The sequence below is a fragment of the Marinobacter orientalis genome, assembly GCF_004792665.1.
Classification (GTDB): Bacteria; Pseudomonadota; Gammaproteobacteria; order Pseudomonadales; family Oleiphilaceae; genus Marinobacter; species Marinobacter orientalis.
In genome coordinates, this window is sequence record NZ_SRZX01000001.1 from 396,629 (window position 1) to 413,627 (window position 16,999).

A 16,999-nucleotide genomic window follows, 5' to 3' on the forward strand; every position below is an offset into this window, starting at 1 on the left:
AGGCTCTGCGCCTGATGGTCCCGGCATTTACTCCATTATCAGCCCTGAGCCAGTCAGATCGCCTGAACGACCTCAGAAAGCATATCCCTGACTTTCCCGGCAACCTGCTTGAGTTCGTCATTATCAATGGCAGTCATTGAAACCACCGGGTCTATCGCGCTGACCTCCACACCCTCCGGCACCTCACGAAGAATGACGTTGCAAGGCAGCATGGCACCAACGCGAGGTTCGATGCCAATAGCCTCCCAGGCCATAGCAGGGTTACAGGCGCCAAGTATGAGATACGCCGACATATCCTTATCCAGCTTTTTCTTCATCGTGGCCTTGACGTCTATTTCCGTCAGCACCCCGAAGCCGTGGTCGGCAAGCGTCTGGCGCGTTTTCTTGTCGACGTTATCGAAACTCTCATCCTTGATAATCCGATCAATAGTGTATGACATGGTTATCTCCAATAAATCAGAAGTTCAGTGCTTGAGCCCAACCGCCGTTAAAACGGGTGCACTCATGCGCCGCCGGCAGATACTCCGCCGGTCACTGCGAAGGCTATCATCCCCAGAACCACGCCGGTAATGAAGACGAGCACCACCCAGTCCTGGAAAGAGAACCCACCACCGTGATCATGGTCATGGTGACTGTGTTCACCTCCGGCCTGATAACGGCGATGCAGGAAGATCATCCCCCCGGCAAGCGCCACAAAGGCAATGTTCAGGAAAAACGTATAGTCGATAGCAAATTGCTCGCTCATCACTGCGCTTTGCACTGCGTCCGGAGTCAGGCCCAGCGCAGCGAATCCGAAGTGCAGGATCAGCGCGGTGGCAACGATTGATACAAACATGATCCCGGCAATATACAGGGCAACCCGCCAGCCATAATACTTTGCATTGACGCGGACCAGTGGTGGCACCATAAGGTCAGAATAGATGAAAGCCATCACTCCGGCAAAGGTTACACCCGAGCCTGCCAGTACTGTTGCCAGAGGAATATTTCCCATCGAGCCGATAAATGTCAGCGCCGCAACGAAGGGACCAACGATAGCGTTTTCCAGCACTATCAACAGTTCCGGCAGCGTATCCTGGTAGCCCTGAAGAAAAAGCGCCTTCCAGAACGCTTCCGGCACGAAAACTTTCATGAAGCCGGCTACGGTAAAGCCAATCAGGATCTCCTTCCAGACCATCTTCCATTCCATTACGAACTGGTTTCCGACCATCTGCCAGCCCCTGGCACTACGCATCCGCTCAAGCGGTGAAAATTCTTCCTCTTCGGGCGCATTTCCTTCAACCTTGTCGCGGGCCTGCTCTATCCAGCGCCGCGGATAGGTGGACCGAATGAGCACAGAGCTGATCAGGATCAACACCAGGCCACCAATAATTTCTGCCACCAGGAACTGCCAGCCCAGGAAAATCAGGATCAGGATGCCGAGTTCGATCACCAGATTGGTGGACGCAAACATGAAGGCCACCGCAAGGATGAAATGGGCGCCCTTGGCAAAAAGAGCGCGCGCCGCCGCCAGTGCTGCGAAGGAACAGCTGGAGGAAATGGAGCCGAACGCAGTAGCCAGGGTGGTACTGCGCAAGGAAAGCTCCCCCATATGCCGGACCAGCCGATGCTTGGGCACGAACACCTGGATCATCGCGGAAATTGCGTAACCCATAACGAATGCCCAACCGGCTTTCCAGAAGAAACCCAGGGCGGTCTTGGCAGCTTCACCATAAAGTTGCCAGAAGGTTGGATCAGCGGACTCCATGCTCGCTCCTTTTATTCATTCAAAACAGGATGTCAGGGCATCGGGAATTTACGCATCGCCAGGATTAACGATACCGGCCAAAGCGACACAGATCCGATGTTACTCATCCGAGATTCTGACCACCCTCAATCGCAGCGCATTCACAATCACGCTGACCGAGGACAGCGACATGGCGGCCGCTGCAAAGATCGGTGACAGTAGTATGCCGGCAAACGGGTACAGAACCCCTGCCGCAATGGGCACACCAGCGGAGTTGTACACAAAGGCAAAAAACAGGTTCTGCCGGATATTGCGCATGGTCGCCAGAGACAACCGGCGCGCTTCTACAATACCCATCAGATCGCCCCGCAATAATGTAATACCGGCACTTTCAATGGCCACATCGGTTCCGGTGCCCATGGCCACGCCCACATCCGCCGTTGCCAGGGCAGGCGCATCGTTAACACCATCGCCAGCCATGACCACAATGCGGCCTTCGTCTTTCAGGCGCTGGACAATCTTGCCCTTGTCCTCCGGCAGAACTTCCGATTCCACTTCATCGATATGCAGTTTGCGGGCAACCGCCTGCGCGGAGGTACGGTTGTCGCCAGTCAACATGACCACCCGGATGCCGTCTTTCTGAAGAGCCGAAATGGCAGCTTCAGTGGTTTCCTTGACCGGATCCGCGATGGCAAGCAGGCCGCAGACTTTGCCGTCCACTGCCGCGAAAATCACGGTGGCCCCATCCTCGCGAAGCTGGTCTGCCTCACTTTCAAAGTCAGCCGTATCCACCTCTTCGGACTCCATCAGCAGACGATTTCCAATCAACACCTGCTGCCCTTCGATCCTGCCGGTCACGCCCTTGCCGTTGGGGGAGTCGAAGCCTTCAGCATCCGGCAGTTGCAAGTCCATCGTTTTGGCTTTATCAAGAATGGCGTGAGCCAGCGGGTGCTCACTGCCCTTCTCGAGTCCACCGGCAAATCGCATCAGCTCTTCCTCGCTGAATCCCTCGGCCGCAACTAGCCTGGTCACCTGGGGTTTGCCTTCGGTCAGTGTGCCGGTTTTGTCTATCACCACGGTGTCGACCTTTTCCATCCGCTCCAGCGCTTCCGCATCGCGTATCAGTACACCGCTTTGAGCACCCCGCCCGACACCGACCATGATCGACATGGGGGTTGCCAGACCCAAGGCACAGGGGCAGGCAATAATCAGTACACTGACCGCTGCGATCAGCCCGAACGCCATGGGCGGCGTTGGTCCGAGGAAAGACCAGGCGATAAAGGCGATAATGGCGATCACGATCACGGCTGGAACAAAGTAACTTGCAACCTTGTCTGCCAGACCCTGAATCGGCGCGCGGCTGCGTTGAGCGCTGGCCACCATCTGCACAATCTGGGACAGCATGGTATCCCGGCCAACCTTGTCGGCTCGCATGATAAAGCTGCCCTGCTGGTTGATGCTGCCGCCGATTACCTGATCGCCAGTCTTTTTGCTGACAGCCAGGGGCTCGCCGGTCACCATGGACTCATCCACATTGGAGCTGCCTTCGAGCACCTCGCCGTCCAGCGGCACCTTGTCCCCCGGGCGCACCCGCAGGCGATCGCCAACCTCGACCTGATCCAGCGATACATCGGACTCACTGCCATCGTCGTCCAGCTTCCTTGCCGTCGCGGGAGCCAGATCGAGCAAGGCCTTGATGGCGCCGGAGGTTTTCTCCCGGGCTCGCAATTCCAGCACCTGCCCAAGCAATACCAGTACCACAATGACCGCAGCTGCCTCGAAATACACGGCAACCGAGCCATCCTCCTGCCTGAAGGCATCGGGGAAAATCTGGGGCGCCAGTGTCGCCACCAGACTGTAGATCAACGCCACGCCGGTACCGATGGAGATCAGGGTAAACATGTTCAGGTTGCGGCTGACCACAGATTTCCAGCCCCTGACAAAGAAAGGCCAGCCACACCAGGCCACTACGGGCGTTGCCAGCACCAGTTGAATCCAGTTGGACGTCTGAGGGGCCATAATCCGGTCAAGCCCGATGATGTGCCCACCCATTTCCAGTACCAAAACCGGCAAGGCCAGAACTACGCCGATCCAGAACCGGCGGGTCATGTCCGAGAGTTCTTCGGAGGGCCCGTCGTCCAGGCTCACCTCCTCCGGTTCCAGAGCCATGCCGCAAATGGGGCAATCACCGGGGCCCTGCTGGCGAATTTCCGGATGCATGGGGCAGGTGTACATGGTGCCTGGCGCTACCGGCTCTTCCCGCTTCTGCTCCTCACCGAGGTAATGTTCCGGGTCTTCATCAAACCGGGACTGGCAGCGTGAGGAGCAGAAGTACCAGGTTTTACCGTCATGCTGGCTCCGATGCTTCGCCGTGTGCGGGTCCACCGACATGCCGCAGACCGGATCCTTGACGGTATGCTCGCCAGCTTCTTCCTGGTCGTGATGCCCCTGGTGATGGGTGTGCTGGTGCTCAGCCATTACGATCTCCCTTCTTGTCTGCCGGCCAATCCGCAAATGCGAGGAAATAGAGCAGAATGAGGTTAACGACCGGAAACAGTATCAGCACGCCCATCCAGCCCGGATAGCCCGTGCGCTGACAAATACGACAGGCAGGAATCACCACCACAATGGCAATCACCAACATCCATAGCCAGTGCCCTGCCCACATGGTGTGGCCAAACATGTCATTTTCCATCATTGTGCGAATCTCCGTTCGGATGTCTGGTTTCAGTGGTGGTCATGGGTCTGGGAATCGGCGCCTTTTGGTGGCTCAATCCCGCCGGTTCTCTTCAGAAAAATCTGCTCCGCGATAGCGATCGCGATCATGGTGGCGGCAGCGACGCCAAGCACAAAGGGGTCGGTATTCAGTTTGACCCAGACAAAGCCTCCCAGCGCGAGCAGATCGAGAACAATGGCTGTAACCGGCACCCAGACGTTGGCCCTTATATCCCTGCGCAGATAGCGCAGAACCCCCCAATGGATGGCAATGTCCATAATCAGGTAAAACACGATACCCAGCGCCGCAATCCGGGAGAGGTCAAAGAAGGCTGTCAGTAGCACCCCCAGCACCACAGTGTAGACCAGCGTGTGCTTCTGGATGCTACCTGGCATGCCAAAGTGCCTGTGGGGGACCAGCTTCATTTCCGTGAGCATTGCCAACATGCGCGATACGGCGAAAATGCTGGCCAGAATGCCTCCCGCAGTGGCCATCATGGCAATGGCAACGGTGAACCAGACGGCATATTCCCCCAGTGCCGGGCGCGCGGCAGCGGCGAGAGAATAATCCCGGGTTTCGATTATTTCAGCCAGCGACAGATTGCTGGCGACAGCAAAACCTACCAGTGTGTAGATCACCACGCAGGCCGCGATGGAAATCACAATGGCGCGCCCTACGTTCCGCTTGGGGTCTATTACTTCGGAACCGCTGTTGGTAATAGTGGTGAAGCCCTTGAACGCCAGAATTCCGAGCGCGGTTGCACCCAGGAAGTTGCCCACCGTTCCGGCCTCTCCAGTGCTCGAGAAGTCGACTGACAGGCTGTCGGCGACCCAGACTCCCACTATTCCGAAAATCAATATGCCCCCGATTTTCAGGATCCCGATGACGGACGCAGCACCCTGAATCATTCGATTGCCCAGCAAATTGATGAGAAAAGCTGCCAGTATCAGTGATACCCCGAGAATGGGCACCATTCGCCCGCTGTCATCACCTCCGAAAAGCTGCATGGTGTAAGAACCGAAGGTACGGGCCAGAAAGCTCTGGGCGATCACCATGGAAAAATACATCAGCAGCGCATTGAACGCGGTCGGCAGTCGGTTTCCGTAAGCCTTGTGCAGATACATGCCAATGCCACCCGCAGACGGATCCGCATTGGAGATCTTGATGTAGGAATAAGCGCTGAAGCTGATAATCACGGCGGCCGCGAGAAACGCCAGCGGGAAAAGAGCACCCGTCATCTGTGCCATCTGCCCGGTCAGCGCAAAGATCCCGGCCCCGATCATGACACCGGTGCCCAGCATAACGGTTCCCGGCAGGCTAAGGCTGCCTTCCTGGTAGCGAGTGGTTCTGTCCTGCTCCTCGGCCATTCAGACTCCAGTCATTTTCGTTTCATGGGTGGAATTTTGGAGCAGCAAAACGGATCATGTTTGGCATTGGCGCGAACATTATCATCCGTAAACCGATACCAGGCCAGTTTCCGCCGGGTCCACCACCCGGACTTCAACCGACCGCCGTGGGCCTCGATCAGCTCCAGTAACTCGTCGACCGACCAATGGGTTCCGTCGTAGGTGACACGCAGCTGGTTATTCGGTTTACGCTCGGCAAAATCAACACAGGGATGGTGGTTGAGTTCGTGGATGAAATCGTCCCACTGACTCTCACCAAGGCCCTCGACGGTCAGTTTCCGGCGTAACAGGAACTGCTCCAGATTGGTCGCTTTGTGTGCTTTGGTCATGGGATGGCACCTCTTCGCCTGATTGCCTTTTCTCTATCACAACATCCCAACCTGAATTGCGACTGAAATCCGGGGAAGAGGCGTCCGGTGGATTTGATGTACATCAAATCGTAGTTGAAAAACGGGCCGAGGCAATGCCCGGGCCCGTCAGAACCGACATCAGAAGGCGATGCGAGCACCAATCACGGCAAACCAGTCTTCAGTACCACCACCTTCGGCTTCAGCAAAGTCAGCGGTGTCACCGTACTTACGCTCATGCACCACACCCACGTATGGTGAGAAGGCGCGATCGACCAGATCGTAGCTCAGCCGCAGGCCGGTTTCAGTGGAAACAAGCCCTTTGCCAACGCCAATTTCCCGGTCCTCACTGAACGCCACAGTGGCATCCAGAGTGGCCGAAAGAATCCAGTAATTGGTCAACAGCAACTCGTATTCGGCATCCAGCTCGGCCGATGTCTCGCCCTCGTCGCTCAGATAAAGGTTGGCATCAATCTCGAACCATTGCGGTGCCAGCCCGGCAACACCCAGAACAGCGTAGGTACGATCTGGCCCCTCGGGTGTATCGAATCGCACACCGGCTTTGGCGTCAAAGAACTTGGAAATGGGAACCTGCCCGACCAACTGGTTTTCCAGTCCCTCGTAGGCCTGCTCTTCAATGGCATACTCGCCCTTGCTCAGCCAGCGGACTTTGAACTCATCAGTGCCGTAGAAGAAGTCCGCACTCCAGACGCCCAACTCTTCATCGTCATCACTGTAACGGTATTCAAGCTCCTCGAACTGCACACCCCAGGAAGTCAGAGCCTGCTTGCGGGCGCTGGTATCGGCTATCATTTCCTGGGCGGCTACCGCGCCCGGCAGCAGTGTCGAGCCCAACAGGCTGAACGCCACAAAAGATCGGATACGACTCATGCATCACCCCCAACTTCCGTCGTAGCTTCGGTCTTTGCCTGAGTCGAATCAGGACCACCCTCAACAATCACCTTGCGGAACATGCCGGCTGCTGCGTGGTAGGACAGGTGGCAATGGAATGCCCACTGCCCTGGCGCATCCACTTCGGTTTCCATATACACCGTCGTGCCGGGCTGAACACTGACGGTGTGCTTGATGGGATTCCACTCACCGGCACCCACATCCAGTATTGACCACATGCCATGGAGGTGCATGGGGTGCGTCATCATGGTTTCGTTGACGAATTTGAAACGGACGCGCTCGCCGTACTTCAGGCGGATAGGGTCTGCATCTTCGTATTTCACGCCGTTGATACTCCAGGTATAACGTTCCATGTTACCTGTCAGGCGCAATTCGATTTCACGGGTCGGCTCCCGCTCTTCATAAAGAGGCTTCTGGGCCTTGAGGTCCGCGTAGGAAAGAAACTTGCCACCGTTCGCCGCGGTCGGGGCGATTCCACTTCCCTTGGCGTAAAATGGGTCACTGGTGCCTGCCATCATGGCACTGTGGTCCATCTCGGACATATTGGAATGGTCCATATCACCCTGGGCTGCCATATCTCCGTGGTCCATGTCGCCATGGTCCATTCCGGGCATTCCGCTCATATCAGCCATGGTCAGCCGGGCTGCATCACGCATCTGCGGAACCGGTGCCGCCATGCCCTCCTCCGGAGCCAGTGTCGCCCTGGCATAGCCAGAACGGCCCATAGACTCGGCGAAGATGGTGTAAGCCTGCGCGTCTTTCGGGCGGACGATCACATCATAGGTTTCCGCGACGCCGATTCGGAACTCATCCACGTTAACCGGCCGGACATTATTGCCGTCGGCCTGGACAACGGTCATTTCCATGCCAGGAATCCGAACGTCAAAATAGGTCATTGCAGAGGAGTTGATGAACCGCAGCCGGATGCGCTCCCCGGGCTCAAACAAACCGGTCCAGTTCTGTTCCGGCCCCATGCCATTAATCATGCCGGTAAAACCCTGCACGTCCTCAACATCAGCCTTCATCATGCGCATGTCGCCCCATGCCATACGGTCCCGAATGGTGTCCATCAGACCGTTTTGGGAAGCCTCCGAGAAAAACTCTCCCACCGTCTGCTGCTGACGATTATAGTAATCGGGCATCATTTTCAGGTTCCGCATGATGCGATCCCCGGAGTGGGGGTGTTTGTCCGTCAGCTGAACCACGTATTCGCGATCGTATCGGAACGGCTCCCGCCCCTCAGGCTCTATGACGATGGCACCAAATGCGCCGTCGGGCTCCTGAAAACCGGAATGGCTGTGAAACCAGTAGGTGCCGGCCTGGACAATCGGAAACTCATAGGTAAAGGTCTCACCCGGTTTGATGCCGGGGTAGCTGATGCCGGGCACGCCGTCCTGTTCAAAGGGGAGGATCAGCCCGTGCCAATGAATGGATGTCATCTCATCAAGGTTGTTGGTCACGTTGATCCTGACGTTTTCTCCTTCCTTGAAACGCATCACCGGCCCCGGGGATTTCCCGTTGTACCCGATACCCTCTTTCACGAAATCGCCGGTATCAATTTTGACACGGTCGACCGTCAGGTCGTATTCGCCGGCAAGAGCCAACGCCGGCATTAACAGGCACAAAAGCGCTGTTACTAGGCGTGTTTTCATCCATATCTCTCCAAATCACACTGCATTAAAATCCGGACTGGAGAAGCAGCTGTCAGCCCGGCAATCATCGCTCTGTCAGTAACCCGGGTTACTTGAAGTTGACTTCGCCGTACATCCCGGCCTGGTAATGCCCGGGCACGTTGCAGGCAAATTCGATATTGCCTTTCCCGGTAAACGTCCAGACTATTTCCTGGCTTTCGCCCGGCTCCAGCAGTACGCTGTTGGGGTCGTCATGCTTCATGGAGTGGCCGTTACCCATGTCCATTTCCATCATGTCGCGATTGAGCTTGCCGCCCTGGATAACGCCATGCTCAACCATCATCATCATTTCTTCCTGATGGGCCTCGTGCATGGAGGGAGTGCCAATGTTGAATTCGTGAACGAGGTTGCCCTTGTTCTCGACGACAAACCGCACCGTTTCTCCGGCTTTCACTTCAATGGTTTCCGGCTCGTAATAGTTGTCGTACATTTCCACGGTAATGGTCCGACTGGCCTCTGAAGCTTTACCCGGCTCACCGCTGCCCATCCCGTGCCCATCGCTGTGAGCACCCGCCGCAAAAGCCGTTGCGGAAACCGACATCGCGGAAGCCAAAATCAAGAGCTTTGATAGATTCATCCGGTCTTCTCCTGTGAAATAATGTGCGTTAAAAGGCCAGTCGGCTCGCTCCGAAAATTGAGCAATGCCAAGAAACGATTGCTACCATCGCGCACTAACCTGAATTCTTTCTGAAAATGTCGAACTATTTGTCGTTCAGGCTGAATTCAGGTCGATCGGGGACACTGGCACGCTGCGTAAACTCCGCAAAGGACAGACCCATGCGTTTACTGCTTGTTGAAGACGACCGTTTGCTGGCTGAAGGGTTAAGCGGTCAGCTGGAGAAAGCCGGTTTTAGTGTTGATACAACTTACACAGCCAGAGAAGCGATTATTCTGGGGGAGCAGGAAGATTACCGTGCAGTCGTTCTGGATCTGGGCCTGCCCGATGGCAATGGCCTGGACGTGTTGAGAAAGTGGCGAATGAACGGTGTCAGCTGTCCGGTACTGATCCTGACTGCAAGAGGTGACTGGCAGGACAAGGTCAATGGGCTGAAAGCCGGGGCAGACGACTACCTGGCCAAACCTTTCCAGACGGAGGAACTGATCGCCCGCCTGAATGCCATCGTGCGTCGAAGCGAAGGAAGAGTCCATTCTCTGGTGAAGGCTGGCCGCTTTGAGCTGGATGAAAGTCGCCAGAGCCTGAAAGTGGGGGATGGAACAGAACACAGCCTGACCGGCACCGAATTCCGTTTGCTGCGCTGCCTGATGAGCCGTCCTGGTCATGTTTTTTCTAAAGAACAGCTTATGGAACAGCTCTATAACCTGAGTGACAATCCCAGTGAAAACGTCATCGAAGCCTACATTCGCCGATTGAGGAAACTGGTGGGCGCCGATACCATCTCGACGAGACGTGGTCAGGGATATCTGTTCAATGACGTTGTTTAGAAAGCCGGCGTCAGTCAAGGGAACTCTGCTTGCCCTGCTACTGCCGGCGGGCATTGGCCTGATGGCTCTTGCATGGCTGGTGCATGGCTTGTTGCTTGACCGGATGGCGCGGGAATTCGTCGAGACCCGGCTCAAGGACGAAGTCGCCTTTCTTGAACACCAGATCCGTGATTCCGATGGTAAACTGGATACCCTCCAGACCGGCGATTACTTCCAGGAGGTCTTTCATCACGCCTTCGCCATACGATCCCTTTCCCGGACCATCATCTCACCAGACTCCTGGGCGCCGCTGTTAATGCCGCTGCTTGAATCCGGGCCCGACGGAACCCGGCGTGTGCATGACGCAGAAGCTGCTGGCGCACCCTCCGATATTCTGGCCTATCGAAAGTCATTTCGTGTGGGCGAAATACCTGTTGTGGTAATTGTTTCAGAGGATCTGGGAGCCTTGAAACGCAGCCAGGCAGAATTGCACGCGTGGACGGCAATCGTTTCCGTTTTGCTGATACTGCTTCTGGTTGCCGTGTTATGGGTTGGCATTACCTTATCCATGCGTCCTGTTGTAACTCTCAAGGCTGCACTGAAGAGGCTTCAGGATGGCGAAATTTCGCGCATTGACGTCCAGGCCCCCGAGGAGTTCCATCCTCTCGTTCAGCAGCTTAACCAGTTGCTCGACTCCCTGGATCAACGGCTGGAGCGCTCACGGGAGGCCCTCGCCAACCTGTCCCACAGCGTGAAGACCCCCATCGCAGCAGTTCGCCAGATCCTGGAGGATAACAGCCGCCCCCTCGACAACGATCTGAGGCATCAGATGGCATCGCGGCTTGGTGACATCGACAAACAGCTCGAAGCGGAAATGCGTCGTAGCCGATTTGCGGGACCACAGGTTGGAAAAAGTGCCTACCCGTTGAAGCAGGCACGGGATCTTCTGTGGATGCTGGGGCGGTTGTACCCGGAAAAATCCTTTGAACTGTCGAGCTCACTCCCCGAGGAAACCCGCTGGCCGATTGAAGAGCATGATCTCAACGAAATACTGGGAAATCTTCTCGATAATGCGGGCAAATGGTCCTCACGATGCGTAGAGCTTTCTTTGGAGCAGGGCAAGGAATTAACACGGATAACCGTTACCGACGACGGGCCCGCCGTTGAAGCGAAAGAAATGGCCAACCTTGGCCAGCGCGGATTAAGACTCGACGAGCAAACGCCCGGGCACGGGCTAGGTCTTGCCATCGTCCGGGATATAGTCGCCCGCTATGGAGGACAAATCCATTTTTCGACCGGCTCAAAGGGTGGTTTACGGGTTATGGTTGAGTTTTGAGGCTCCCGCTGGCTCTTTAGTCAGGAGGGTTTAAAAGAGCGCATTAAAGCCCGGGGCAATAAGGATAACAGAGCTCTCATACGAGAGACGGTACCGGATTATCTGATCCGGACGCAAAGTGGGTTCGGCACGATTTCAAAAGAGTCTGGCAGCCATTCAAAAGCCGCCCACCTCCAACCGTGATATTCATACATCTACTGATAGCGCAGTTGGGCGCGATCCGGGCTGCAACCGCAGACCTGACATCGCTAACCCTTCTGAAGCATTTTCATGCCCCTCGTAAATAGTGTCAGGAGTCACCATGTATAAAAAGAAAATCGCACTCTCCGTAGCCCTTGCCTCGTCATTGTTACTCTCCAGTCCGACTACCATGGCCCATGGCGGCTCACCGGATTACCTGCCGATAACAGAAGCGCTCAAGTCATCAGGGGCCAGTTATCAGCTCAGTGAGGATAAAAGCGAATTGCTGATTACCTCGGGCGATGCAGACATCAGGGTACCGCTGGGGGAAAGTGAGGCTTTTTACAACGGGAGGCCGATACAGCTCTCGGCTCCGGCAAAAATGCATGACGGCGAGGTTTTCGTCGAGAGGGCATTTACTCACGAGCTGTTCAAGGACCATGTCCAGCAGAACATATCCACTGGCGACGCGAGCCACCCGCTTGATTCATTGACAGCAGAAGAAATCACCAAAGCTTCAGATGCCATCAAGGCCTCCAAATACTACAAGGACAACATTCGCTTCACGGAAATACGACTGGCGGACCCGGCCAAGGAAAAAGTCTGGAAATGGTCTTACGGCGAATCCCAGGACTTTGAGCGCCTGGCCAGATTTACTGTGGTCGATGGCAGAAAGGTCATTGAAGGAACGGTTGATCTTGCCACCGGAACCGTTCATGGCTGGGAGCATATCGAAGGCGCCCATGGCATGGTGACTTTCGATGACTTTATCGCTGTGCAGGAGATCGTCGCAAGCAGTGACGCGTATAAAGCTGCGCTCAAAAAGCGTGGTATTGACGATGTTAACAAGGTCGTTGCAACTCCCCTGACGGTCGGGTACTTCGGTGGGGATGATGGCCTGGAGCACGAGTTAAAGCTGTTAAAAGTGGTTTCCTACCTCGACATAGGCGACGGTAACTACTGGGCACATCCGATCGAGAATCTGGTGGCCGTTGTGGACCTGGAGAAAAAGAGCATTCTGAAGATCGAAGACGATGGCGTCATACCCGTGCCTATGGCTCCCCGCCCCTATGATGGACGTAACCAGGACAAGATTGCCGATGTAAAACCGCTGATGGTCGTGCAGCCGGAAGGAAAGAATGTTTCCATGTCCGGCAATACCATTAACTGGCAGAACTGGGATTTCCATTTAAAGCTGGACGCGCGCGTCGGCCCCGTGATTTCCACACTGACCTACGACGATCAGGGCGACAAGCGAAAAATCATGTACGAAGGTTCATTGGGTGGCATGATCGTGCCCTATGGTGATCCTGACGTAGGCTGGTACTTCAAGGCCTATCTGGACTCGGGCGAGTATGGTATGGGCAACCTGACCTCGCCCCTTGTGCCCGGTACCGATGCACCCAATAACGCTACCCTGCTACCGGCCACCCTTGTAGACAACAATGGTGACCCTTTCACTATTCCCAATGCCATCGCGGTATTCGAGCGCTACGCCGGACCAGAGTTCAAACACAATGAGATGCTCGGCAGCAGCCCCGGCAATGAAAGCCGCGAGCGCAGGGAACTGGTTGTGCGCTGGGTCAGCACCATTGGCAACTACGACTATATGTTCGACTGGATCTTCATGGCCAACGGCAACATCAAGCTGACCGTCGGTGCATCAGGCATTGAAGCCGTCAAAGCCGTGAAATCACGTACCATTCATGACGAAACCGCAGAGGAAGATACCCGTTACGGCACCCTGATTGACCACAACATCGTGGGCACCACCCATCAACATATCTATAACTTCCGCCTGGATATGGATATTGATGGCACCCAGAACAGCATGAGGGAAATTGACCCGGTAGTTGCTGAAAACACCGCCGGTGGCCCGCGCAAAAGCGTGATGATCACCAACGAGCGAGTGGTACCCACGGAGCTTGAAGCTGTCCAGAAATTCGATCCTTCAACCATCCGCCTGCTGACCAACCCCAACAAGGAAAACCGCATGGGTTATCCGGTTGGTTATCAGGTCATACCCTTTGCCGGCGGAACCCATCCGATTGCCAAGGGAGCACTCTTCAGTGAGGACGAGTGGTTGTTTAAACGCGTTCAGTTCATGGATAAGCAAATCTGGGTAACGCAGTACAAACCGGAGGAACGTTTTCCCGAGGGGAAATACCCGAACCGGGCCAAAACCGACGCCGGGCTGAGCGTCTTCGTTGAGGATAACGAGTCCATTGAGAACACCGACACCGTGTTGTGGATGACAACGGGTGCAACGCACGTCGCCCGTGCCGAGGAGTGGCCCATGATGCCAACCGAGTACGTCCATTCCATGCTCAAGCCATGGAACTTTTTCGATCAGACACCGACGCTGAACCTGCCCGACCCGGAGAACCAGGAAAACTGATCGACACAGGACAAAATGCTCCAGGCAGGGAAGCCTGACCACAAATCAAGACACACGGGAATCAGAAACAATGAACAAAAATCGTATTACACAAAGTCTCGCCTGTCTCGCTCTGGTCGGGCTGTCTGCCCCGGCCTCTGCCTACAATTTCTACAAACAGGACGGAACCGAACTGAACCTCGATATCGAGGCGATGCTGGGCGTTTTCTCCAGCCAGGAAAGTTATGTACCCAATTCGGAAGCCGGTGAATCAACCTGGCAGGAAGGCTTCATCAAGTACGGGCTGTCGGGAAGTCATATCATCGGCGCAAACAGCAGTATCTACGGAGCACTGAATCTGGTTTCTTCCGGGACATGGGGCGATGGCGATGCTGGCGGATTCTCTTCCGGCGATGAACGCAGAACCGCGCTGGAAGACGCCTACCTGGGCTGGCGCTCCGGCGACCTGATTCCGGCGCTGGGCCAGGATGGTCTCGATATTTCCGTCGGGCGGCAAGCGTTCACCATTGGTGATGGCTTCCTCATCAATGGCGACTCCCTGAATTTTGGTGATTCCCTGAATCCCGTGCTGGGAGTCGATGTGGATCGGGGCGGCGCATACTGGCTGGCGGCACGCAAAGCCTTTGATCAGACCGCCATTGCCCGCATCGGCGGTTCGGAAGGGCTGCGTGCGGACCTGTTCTGGCTGGACTCCGACAATAAGGCACAAGCGGAGATGGAGATGGCAGGCGCCAATGCAGAGTATGTGACCCCCAGGGGTACCTTTGGCCTGGCGTATATCGAGGGCCTGGACGTTGACGACGAAGTAGCGCCATTGCTGGGTTACAGCTCACGCGACGGCCAGCAAACCGTAAGCCTGCGATATCAGGGCAATGCAGGCATCGAGAATCTGTTCCTGTCCGGCGAATTTGTGACTCAGGAGCCGGGGGACAATTCCTTCGATGATGCCATCGGGTGGTACGCGGAAGCAGGATGGACCTTCAGTGATGTCACCTGGTCACCCAGCGTCAACTATCGGTACTCCAGCTTTGAAGAAAATTTCGACCCGCTCTTCTTCGGCTTTAACCGTGGCTACGGCACCTGGTTTCAGGGCGAAGTCGCCGCCAATTATGCAGGGCCCTTCAACTCCGACGCCGACGTGCACCACGTGGGCGTGAAGGCCGCACCATCAGAAACACTCAGTGTGGGCGCGCTGTTCTTCAACTTCCGCGACACCGCCGGCGGCAGTGGTAACCTGAACGCAAACGAGATCGATATCTATGCCGAATGGGTAGCAGCGCCCCATTTGATCCTCAGTCCGCTGGTCGGTTTTTATACCCCCGACAACAGCTTCGCTGAGGGTGGCACCCAGATCGGTAATGATGACACCAATGTCTATGCCCAGATCATCGCCATTGTTCCGTTCTGACCCGGTAACACTTATAGCTTCAAGAGAGCACCACCATGAAGACTTACACTAATTCGGTGAACGGCCAGTCTGTCGAAGCGGCCGATCACCAGGAAATTTTCAATCCCGCCACAGGGGACTCCCTCGGGTTGGCCCCGCTAAGCACCGAGTCCGACGTGGGTTCCGCTGTAGATGCCGCCCGCCTGGCACAGCCCGGCTGGGCGACAATCAGCGACCAGGAGAGAAGGGACACCGTAGCCCGGGTCGCCCAGGTACTGGAAGATAATTCGGAGTACCTGGCTGAACTCATTACCCGTGAGCAGGGCAAGCCCCTATCCGGTCCGGGCTCCCGCTTCGAGATGCAGGCCTGCGTGGGCTGGACCCAGGTGCCAGCGGCGCTGGAGTTACCTCCAGAAATCGTGTTTGAGGACGAGAAGCGCAAGGACATCCTGCATCGGGTGCCCCTGGGTGTCGTGGCGGCCATTGCGCCCTGGAACTGGCCCCTGATGATTGCCATCTGGCAGATCATTCCTGCCATTCGCATGGGCAATACGGTAGTCCTCAAACCGTCGGAATACACGCCGATCGCAACCCTGGAGATGGTGCGGCTGATCAATCAGGTATTGCCGCCGGGCGTTCTCAATACTGTCTCCGGAGATGGCCGTATCGGTGCAGCGCTGACCAGCCACCCGGGAATCGACAAAATCATGTTCACCGGCAGCGAGGCCACAGGTCGACGGATTATCGAGGCTTCCACCCGCAACCTCGCGCCCATTACCCTTGAGCTCGGAGGCAATGATGCGGCCATCATCCTTCCCGGCACCGACGCCGGCGCAATAGCCGAGGGCCTGTTCTGGGGTGCATTCCTCAACATGGGCCAGACCTGCGCCTGCATCAAGCGTCTGTATGTTCATGAAAGCGACTACGAGGCCGTGGTTGGTGCACTCAGCACCCTTGCCGGGCAGATGCCGGTTGGCGATGGCATGGATGAAAGCAACCTGATCGGTCCACTGCAAAACGAGATGCAATACAACAAGGTAAAAGAACTTGTTGCGGATGCCCGCGCTAACGGCTGCGAGGTCATGGAGTTCGGAAATATGCCGGACACCGGCTACTTCCTGCCGCTGACGCTGGTGGGGAATATTCGCGACGGCCAACGACTGGTGGATGAGGAACAGTTCGGCCCTGCCCTGCCTGTTATCCGCTACCAGAGCGTCGACGAGGCTGTGGCGTCAGCGAACGGCCTGGGAGCCGGTCTTGGCGCCTCGGTCTGGGCCAACGACCCGGAGCAGGCCCAGCAAATTGCCTTAAACCTGGAAGCGGGAACGGTCTGGATCAATCAGCACGGCGCCATACATCCCATGGTGCCATTCGGAGGCAACAAGAACTCCGGCTACGGCGTGGAATTCGGTCTGGAAGGACTGAAAGCCGTTACTCAACCCCGGGTTATCAGCGTCAAGAAGTGATGTTCAGCCTGGTTC

14 protein-coding genes are annotated in these 16,999 nt (G+C 56.1%); 5 read left to right on the forward strand and 9 right to left on the reverse strand.

The features are described from left to right. Positions 1-53 precede the first annotated feature (53 nt). The 9 genes from DIT72_RS01935 to DIT72_RS01975 form a co-directional block, all read right to left on the reverse strand. Entirely contained in the window at positions 54-440 is a 387-nt protein-coding gene (locus tag DIT72_RS01935; protein ID WP_135953512.1) for a DUF302 domain-containing protein, read from the reverse strand. A gap of 62 nt (positions 441-502) precedes the next feature. Continuing rightward, positions 503-1,744 (reverse strand): permease, encoded by a 1,242-nt coding sequence (locus DIT72_RS01940; RefSeq protein WP_135953513.1) that lies wholly within the window; start codon positions 1,742-1,744, stop codon positions 503-505. A 99-nt stretch (positions 1,745-1,843) separates the two neighbouring features. Further along, positions 1,844-4,201, reverse strand: a complete 2,358-nt coding sequence (locus DIT72_RS01945) for a heavy metal translocating P-type ATPase (protein ID WP_135953514.1) — start codon at positions 4,199-4,201, stop codon at positions 1,844-1,846. Further along, positions 4,194-4,421 (reverse strand): hypothetical protein, encoded by a 228-nt coding sequence (locus tag DIT72_RS01950; RefSeq protein WP_135953515.1) that lies wholly within the window; start codon positions 4,419-4,421, stop codon positions 4,194-4,196. The genes DIT72_RS01945 and DIT72_RS01950 overlap by 8 nt, the downstream gene beginning before the upstream one ends. 29 nt (positions 4,422-4,450) lie before the next feature. Beyond that, a complete protein-coding gene (locus tag DIT72_RS01955; RefSeq protein ID WP_135953516.1) occupies positions 4,451-5,806 on the reverse strand; it encodes an APC family permease in 1,356 nt (451 codons plus the stop codon). A gap of 11 nt (positions 5,807-5,817) precedes the next feature. Further along, positions 5,818-6,174, reverse strand: a complete 357-nt coding sequence (locus tag DIT72_RS01960; protein ID WP_135953517.1) for a hypothetical protein — start codon at positions 6,172-6,174, stop codon at positions 5,818-5,820. A gap of 159 nt (positions 6,175-6,333) precedes the next feature. Beyond that, positions 6,334-7,083 (reverse strand): copper resistance protein B, encoded by a 750-nt coding sequence (locus DIT72_RS01965; RefSeq protein ID WP_135953518.1) that lies wholly within the window; start codon positions 7,081-7,083, stop codon positions 6,334-6,336. Continuing rightward, complete coding sequence (locus tag DIT72_RS01970; RefSeq protein WP_135953519.1) at positions 7,080-8,756, reverse strand: copper resistance system multicopper oxidase; 1,677 nt, start codon at positions 8,754-8,756, stop codon at positions 7,080-7,082. Before DIT72_RS01970 ends, DIT72_RS01965 begins: the two co-directional genes overlap by 4 nt. A gap of 88 nt (positions 8,757-8,844) precedes the next feature. Further along, positions 8,845-9,372 carry a cupredoxin domain-containing protein gene (locus tag DIT72_RS01975; protein WP_135953520.1) on the reverse strand — a complete coding sequence of 176 codons (528 nt, stop codon included), beginning with the start codon at positions 9,370-9,372 and terminating at the stop codon, positions 8,845-8,847. 200 nt (positions 9,373-9,572) lie between these two features. Between DIT72_RS01975 and DIT72_RS01980 the strand changes: the two genes are divergently transcribed. The 5 genes from DIT72_RS01980 (at position 9,573) to DIT72_RS02000 (ending at position 16,984) form a co-directional block, all read left to right on the forward strand. Continuing rightward, entirely contained in the window at positions 9,573-10,238 is a 666-nt protein-coding gene (locus DIT72_RS01980) for a response regulator transcription factor (RefSeq protein WP_135953521.1), read from the forward strand. Continuing rightward, the gene (locus DIT72_RS01985; protein ID WP_135953522.1) at positions 10,225-11,553 is read left to right on the forward strand and encodes a sensor histidine kinase; all 1,329 of its coding nucleotides are present in this window, start codon (positions 10,225-10,227) and stop codon (positions 11,551-11,553) included. The genes DIT72_RS01980 and DIT72_RS01985 overlap by 14 nt, the downstream gene beginning before the upstream one ends. A gap of 301 nt (positions 11,554-11,854) precedes the next feature. Next, positions 11,855-14,131 (forward strand): copper amine oxidase, encoded by a 2,277-nt coding sequence (locus DIT72_RS01990; RefSeq protein ID WP_135953523.1) that lies wholly within the window; start codon positions 11,855-11,857, stop codon positions 14,129-14,131. A gap of 85 nt (positions 14,132-14,216) precedes the next feature. Then, complete coding sequence (locus tag DIT72_RS01995) at positions 14,217-15,539, forward strand: alginate export family protein (protein WP_135954701.1); 1,323 nt, start codon at positions 14,217-14,219, stop codon at positions 15,537-15,539. Between the two features lie 35 nt (positions 15,540-15,574). Further along, entirely contained in the window at positions 15,575-16,984 is a 1,410-nt protein-coding gene (locus DIT72_RS02000; RefSeq protein WP_135953524.1) for an aldehyde dehydrogenase family protein, read from the forward strand. Positions 16,985-16,999: the final 15 nt, after the last annotated feature.

Bases quoted from the DNA above. Each gene is read 5' to 3' on its own strand.
- DIT72_RS01985 (WP_135953522.1), top strand. From the start codon at position 10,225: ATGACGTTGTTTAGAAAGCCGGCGTCAGTCAAGGGAACTCTGCTTGCC.
- DIT72_RS02000 (WP_135953524.1), top strand. From the start codon at position 15,575: ATGAAGACTTACACTAATTCGGTGAACGGCCAGTCTGTCGAAGCGGCC.
- DIT72_RS01955 (WP_135953516.1), bottom strand. From the start codon at position 5,806: ATGGCCGAGGAGCAGGACAGAACCACTCGCTACCAGGAAGGCAGCCTT.
- DIT72_RS01950 (WP_135953515.1), bottom strand. From the start codon at position 4,421: ATGATGGAAAATGACATGTTTGGCCACACCATGTGGGCAGGGCACTGG.
- DIT72_RS01935 (WP_135953512.1), bottom strand. From the start codon at position 440: ATGTCATACACTATTGATCGGATTATCAAGGATGAGAGTTTCGATAAC.
- DIT72_RS01980 (WP_135953521.1), top strand. From the start codon at position 9,573: ATGCGTTTACTGCTTGTTGAAGACGACCGTTTGCTGGCTGAAGGGTTA.
- DIT72_RS01965 (WP_135953518.1), bottom strand. From the start codon at position 7,083: ATGAGTCGTATCCGATCTTTTGTGGCGTTCAGCCTGTTGGGCTCGACA.
- DIT72_RS01990 (WP_135953523.1), top strand. From the start codon at position 11,855: ATGTATAAAAAGAAAATCGCACTCTCCGTAGCCCTTGCCTCGTCATTG.
- DIT72_RS01970 (WP_135953519.1), bottom strand. From the start codon at position 8,756: ATGAAAACACGCCTAGTAACAGCGCTTTTGTGCCTGTTAATGCCGGCG.
- DIT72_RS01945 (WP_135953514.1), bottom strand. From the start codon at position 4,201: ATGGCTGAGCACCAGCACACCCATCACCAGGGGCATCACGACCAGGAA.
- DIT72_RS01940 (WP_135953513.1), bottom strand. From the start codon at position 1,744: ATGGAGTCCGCTGATCCAACCTTCTGGCAACTTTATGGTGAAGCTGCC.
- DIT72_RS01975 (WP_135953520.1), bottom strand. From the start codon at position 9,372: ATGAATCTATCAAAGCTCTTGATTTTGGCTTCCGCGATGTCGGTTTCC.
- DIT72_RS01960 (WP_135953517.1), bottom strand. From the start codon at position 6,174: ATGACCAAAGCACACAAAGCGACCAATCTGGAGCAGTTCCTGTTACGC.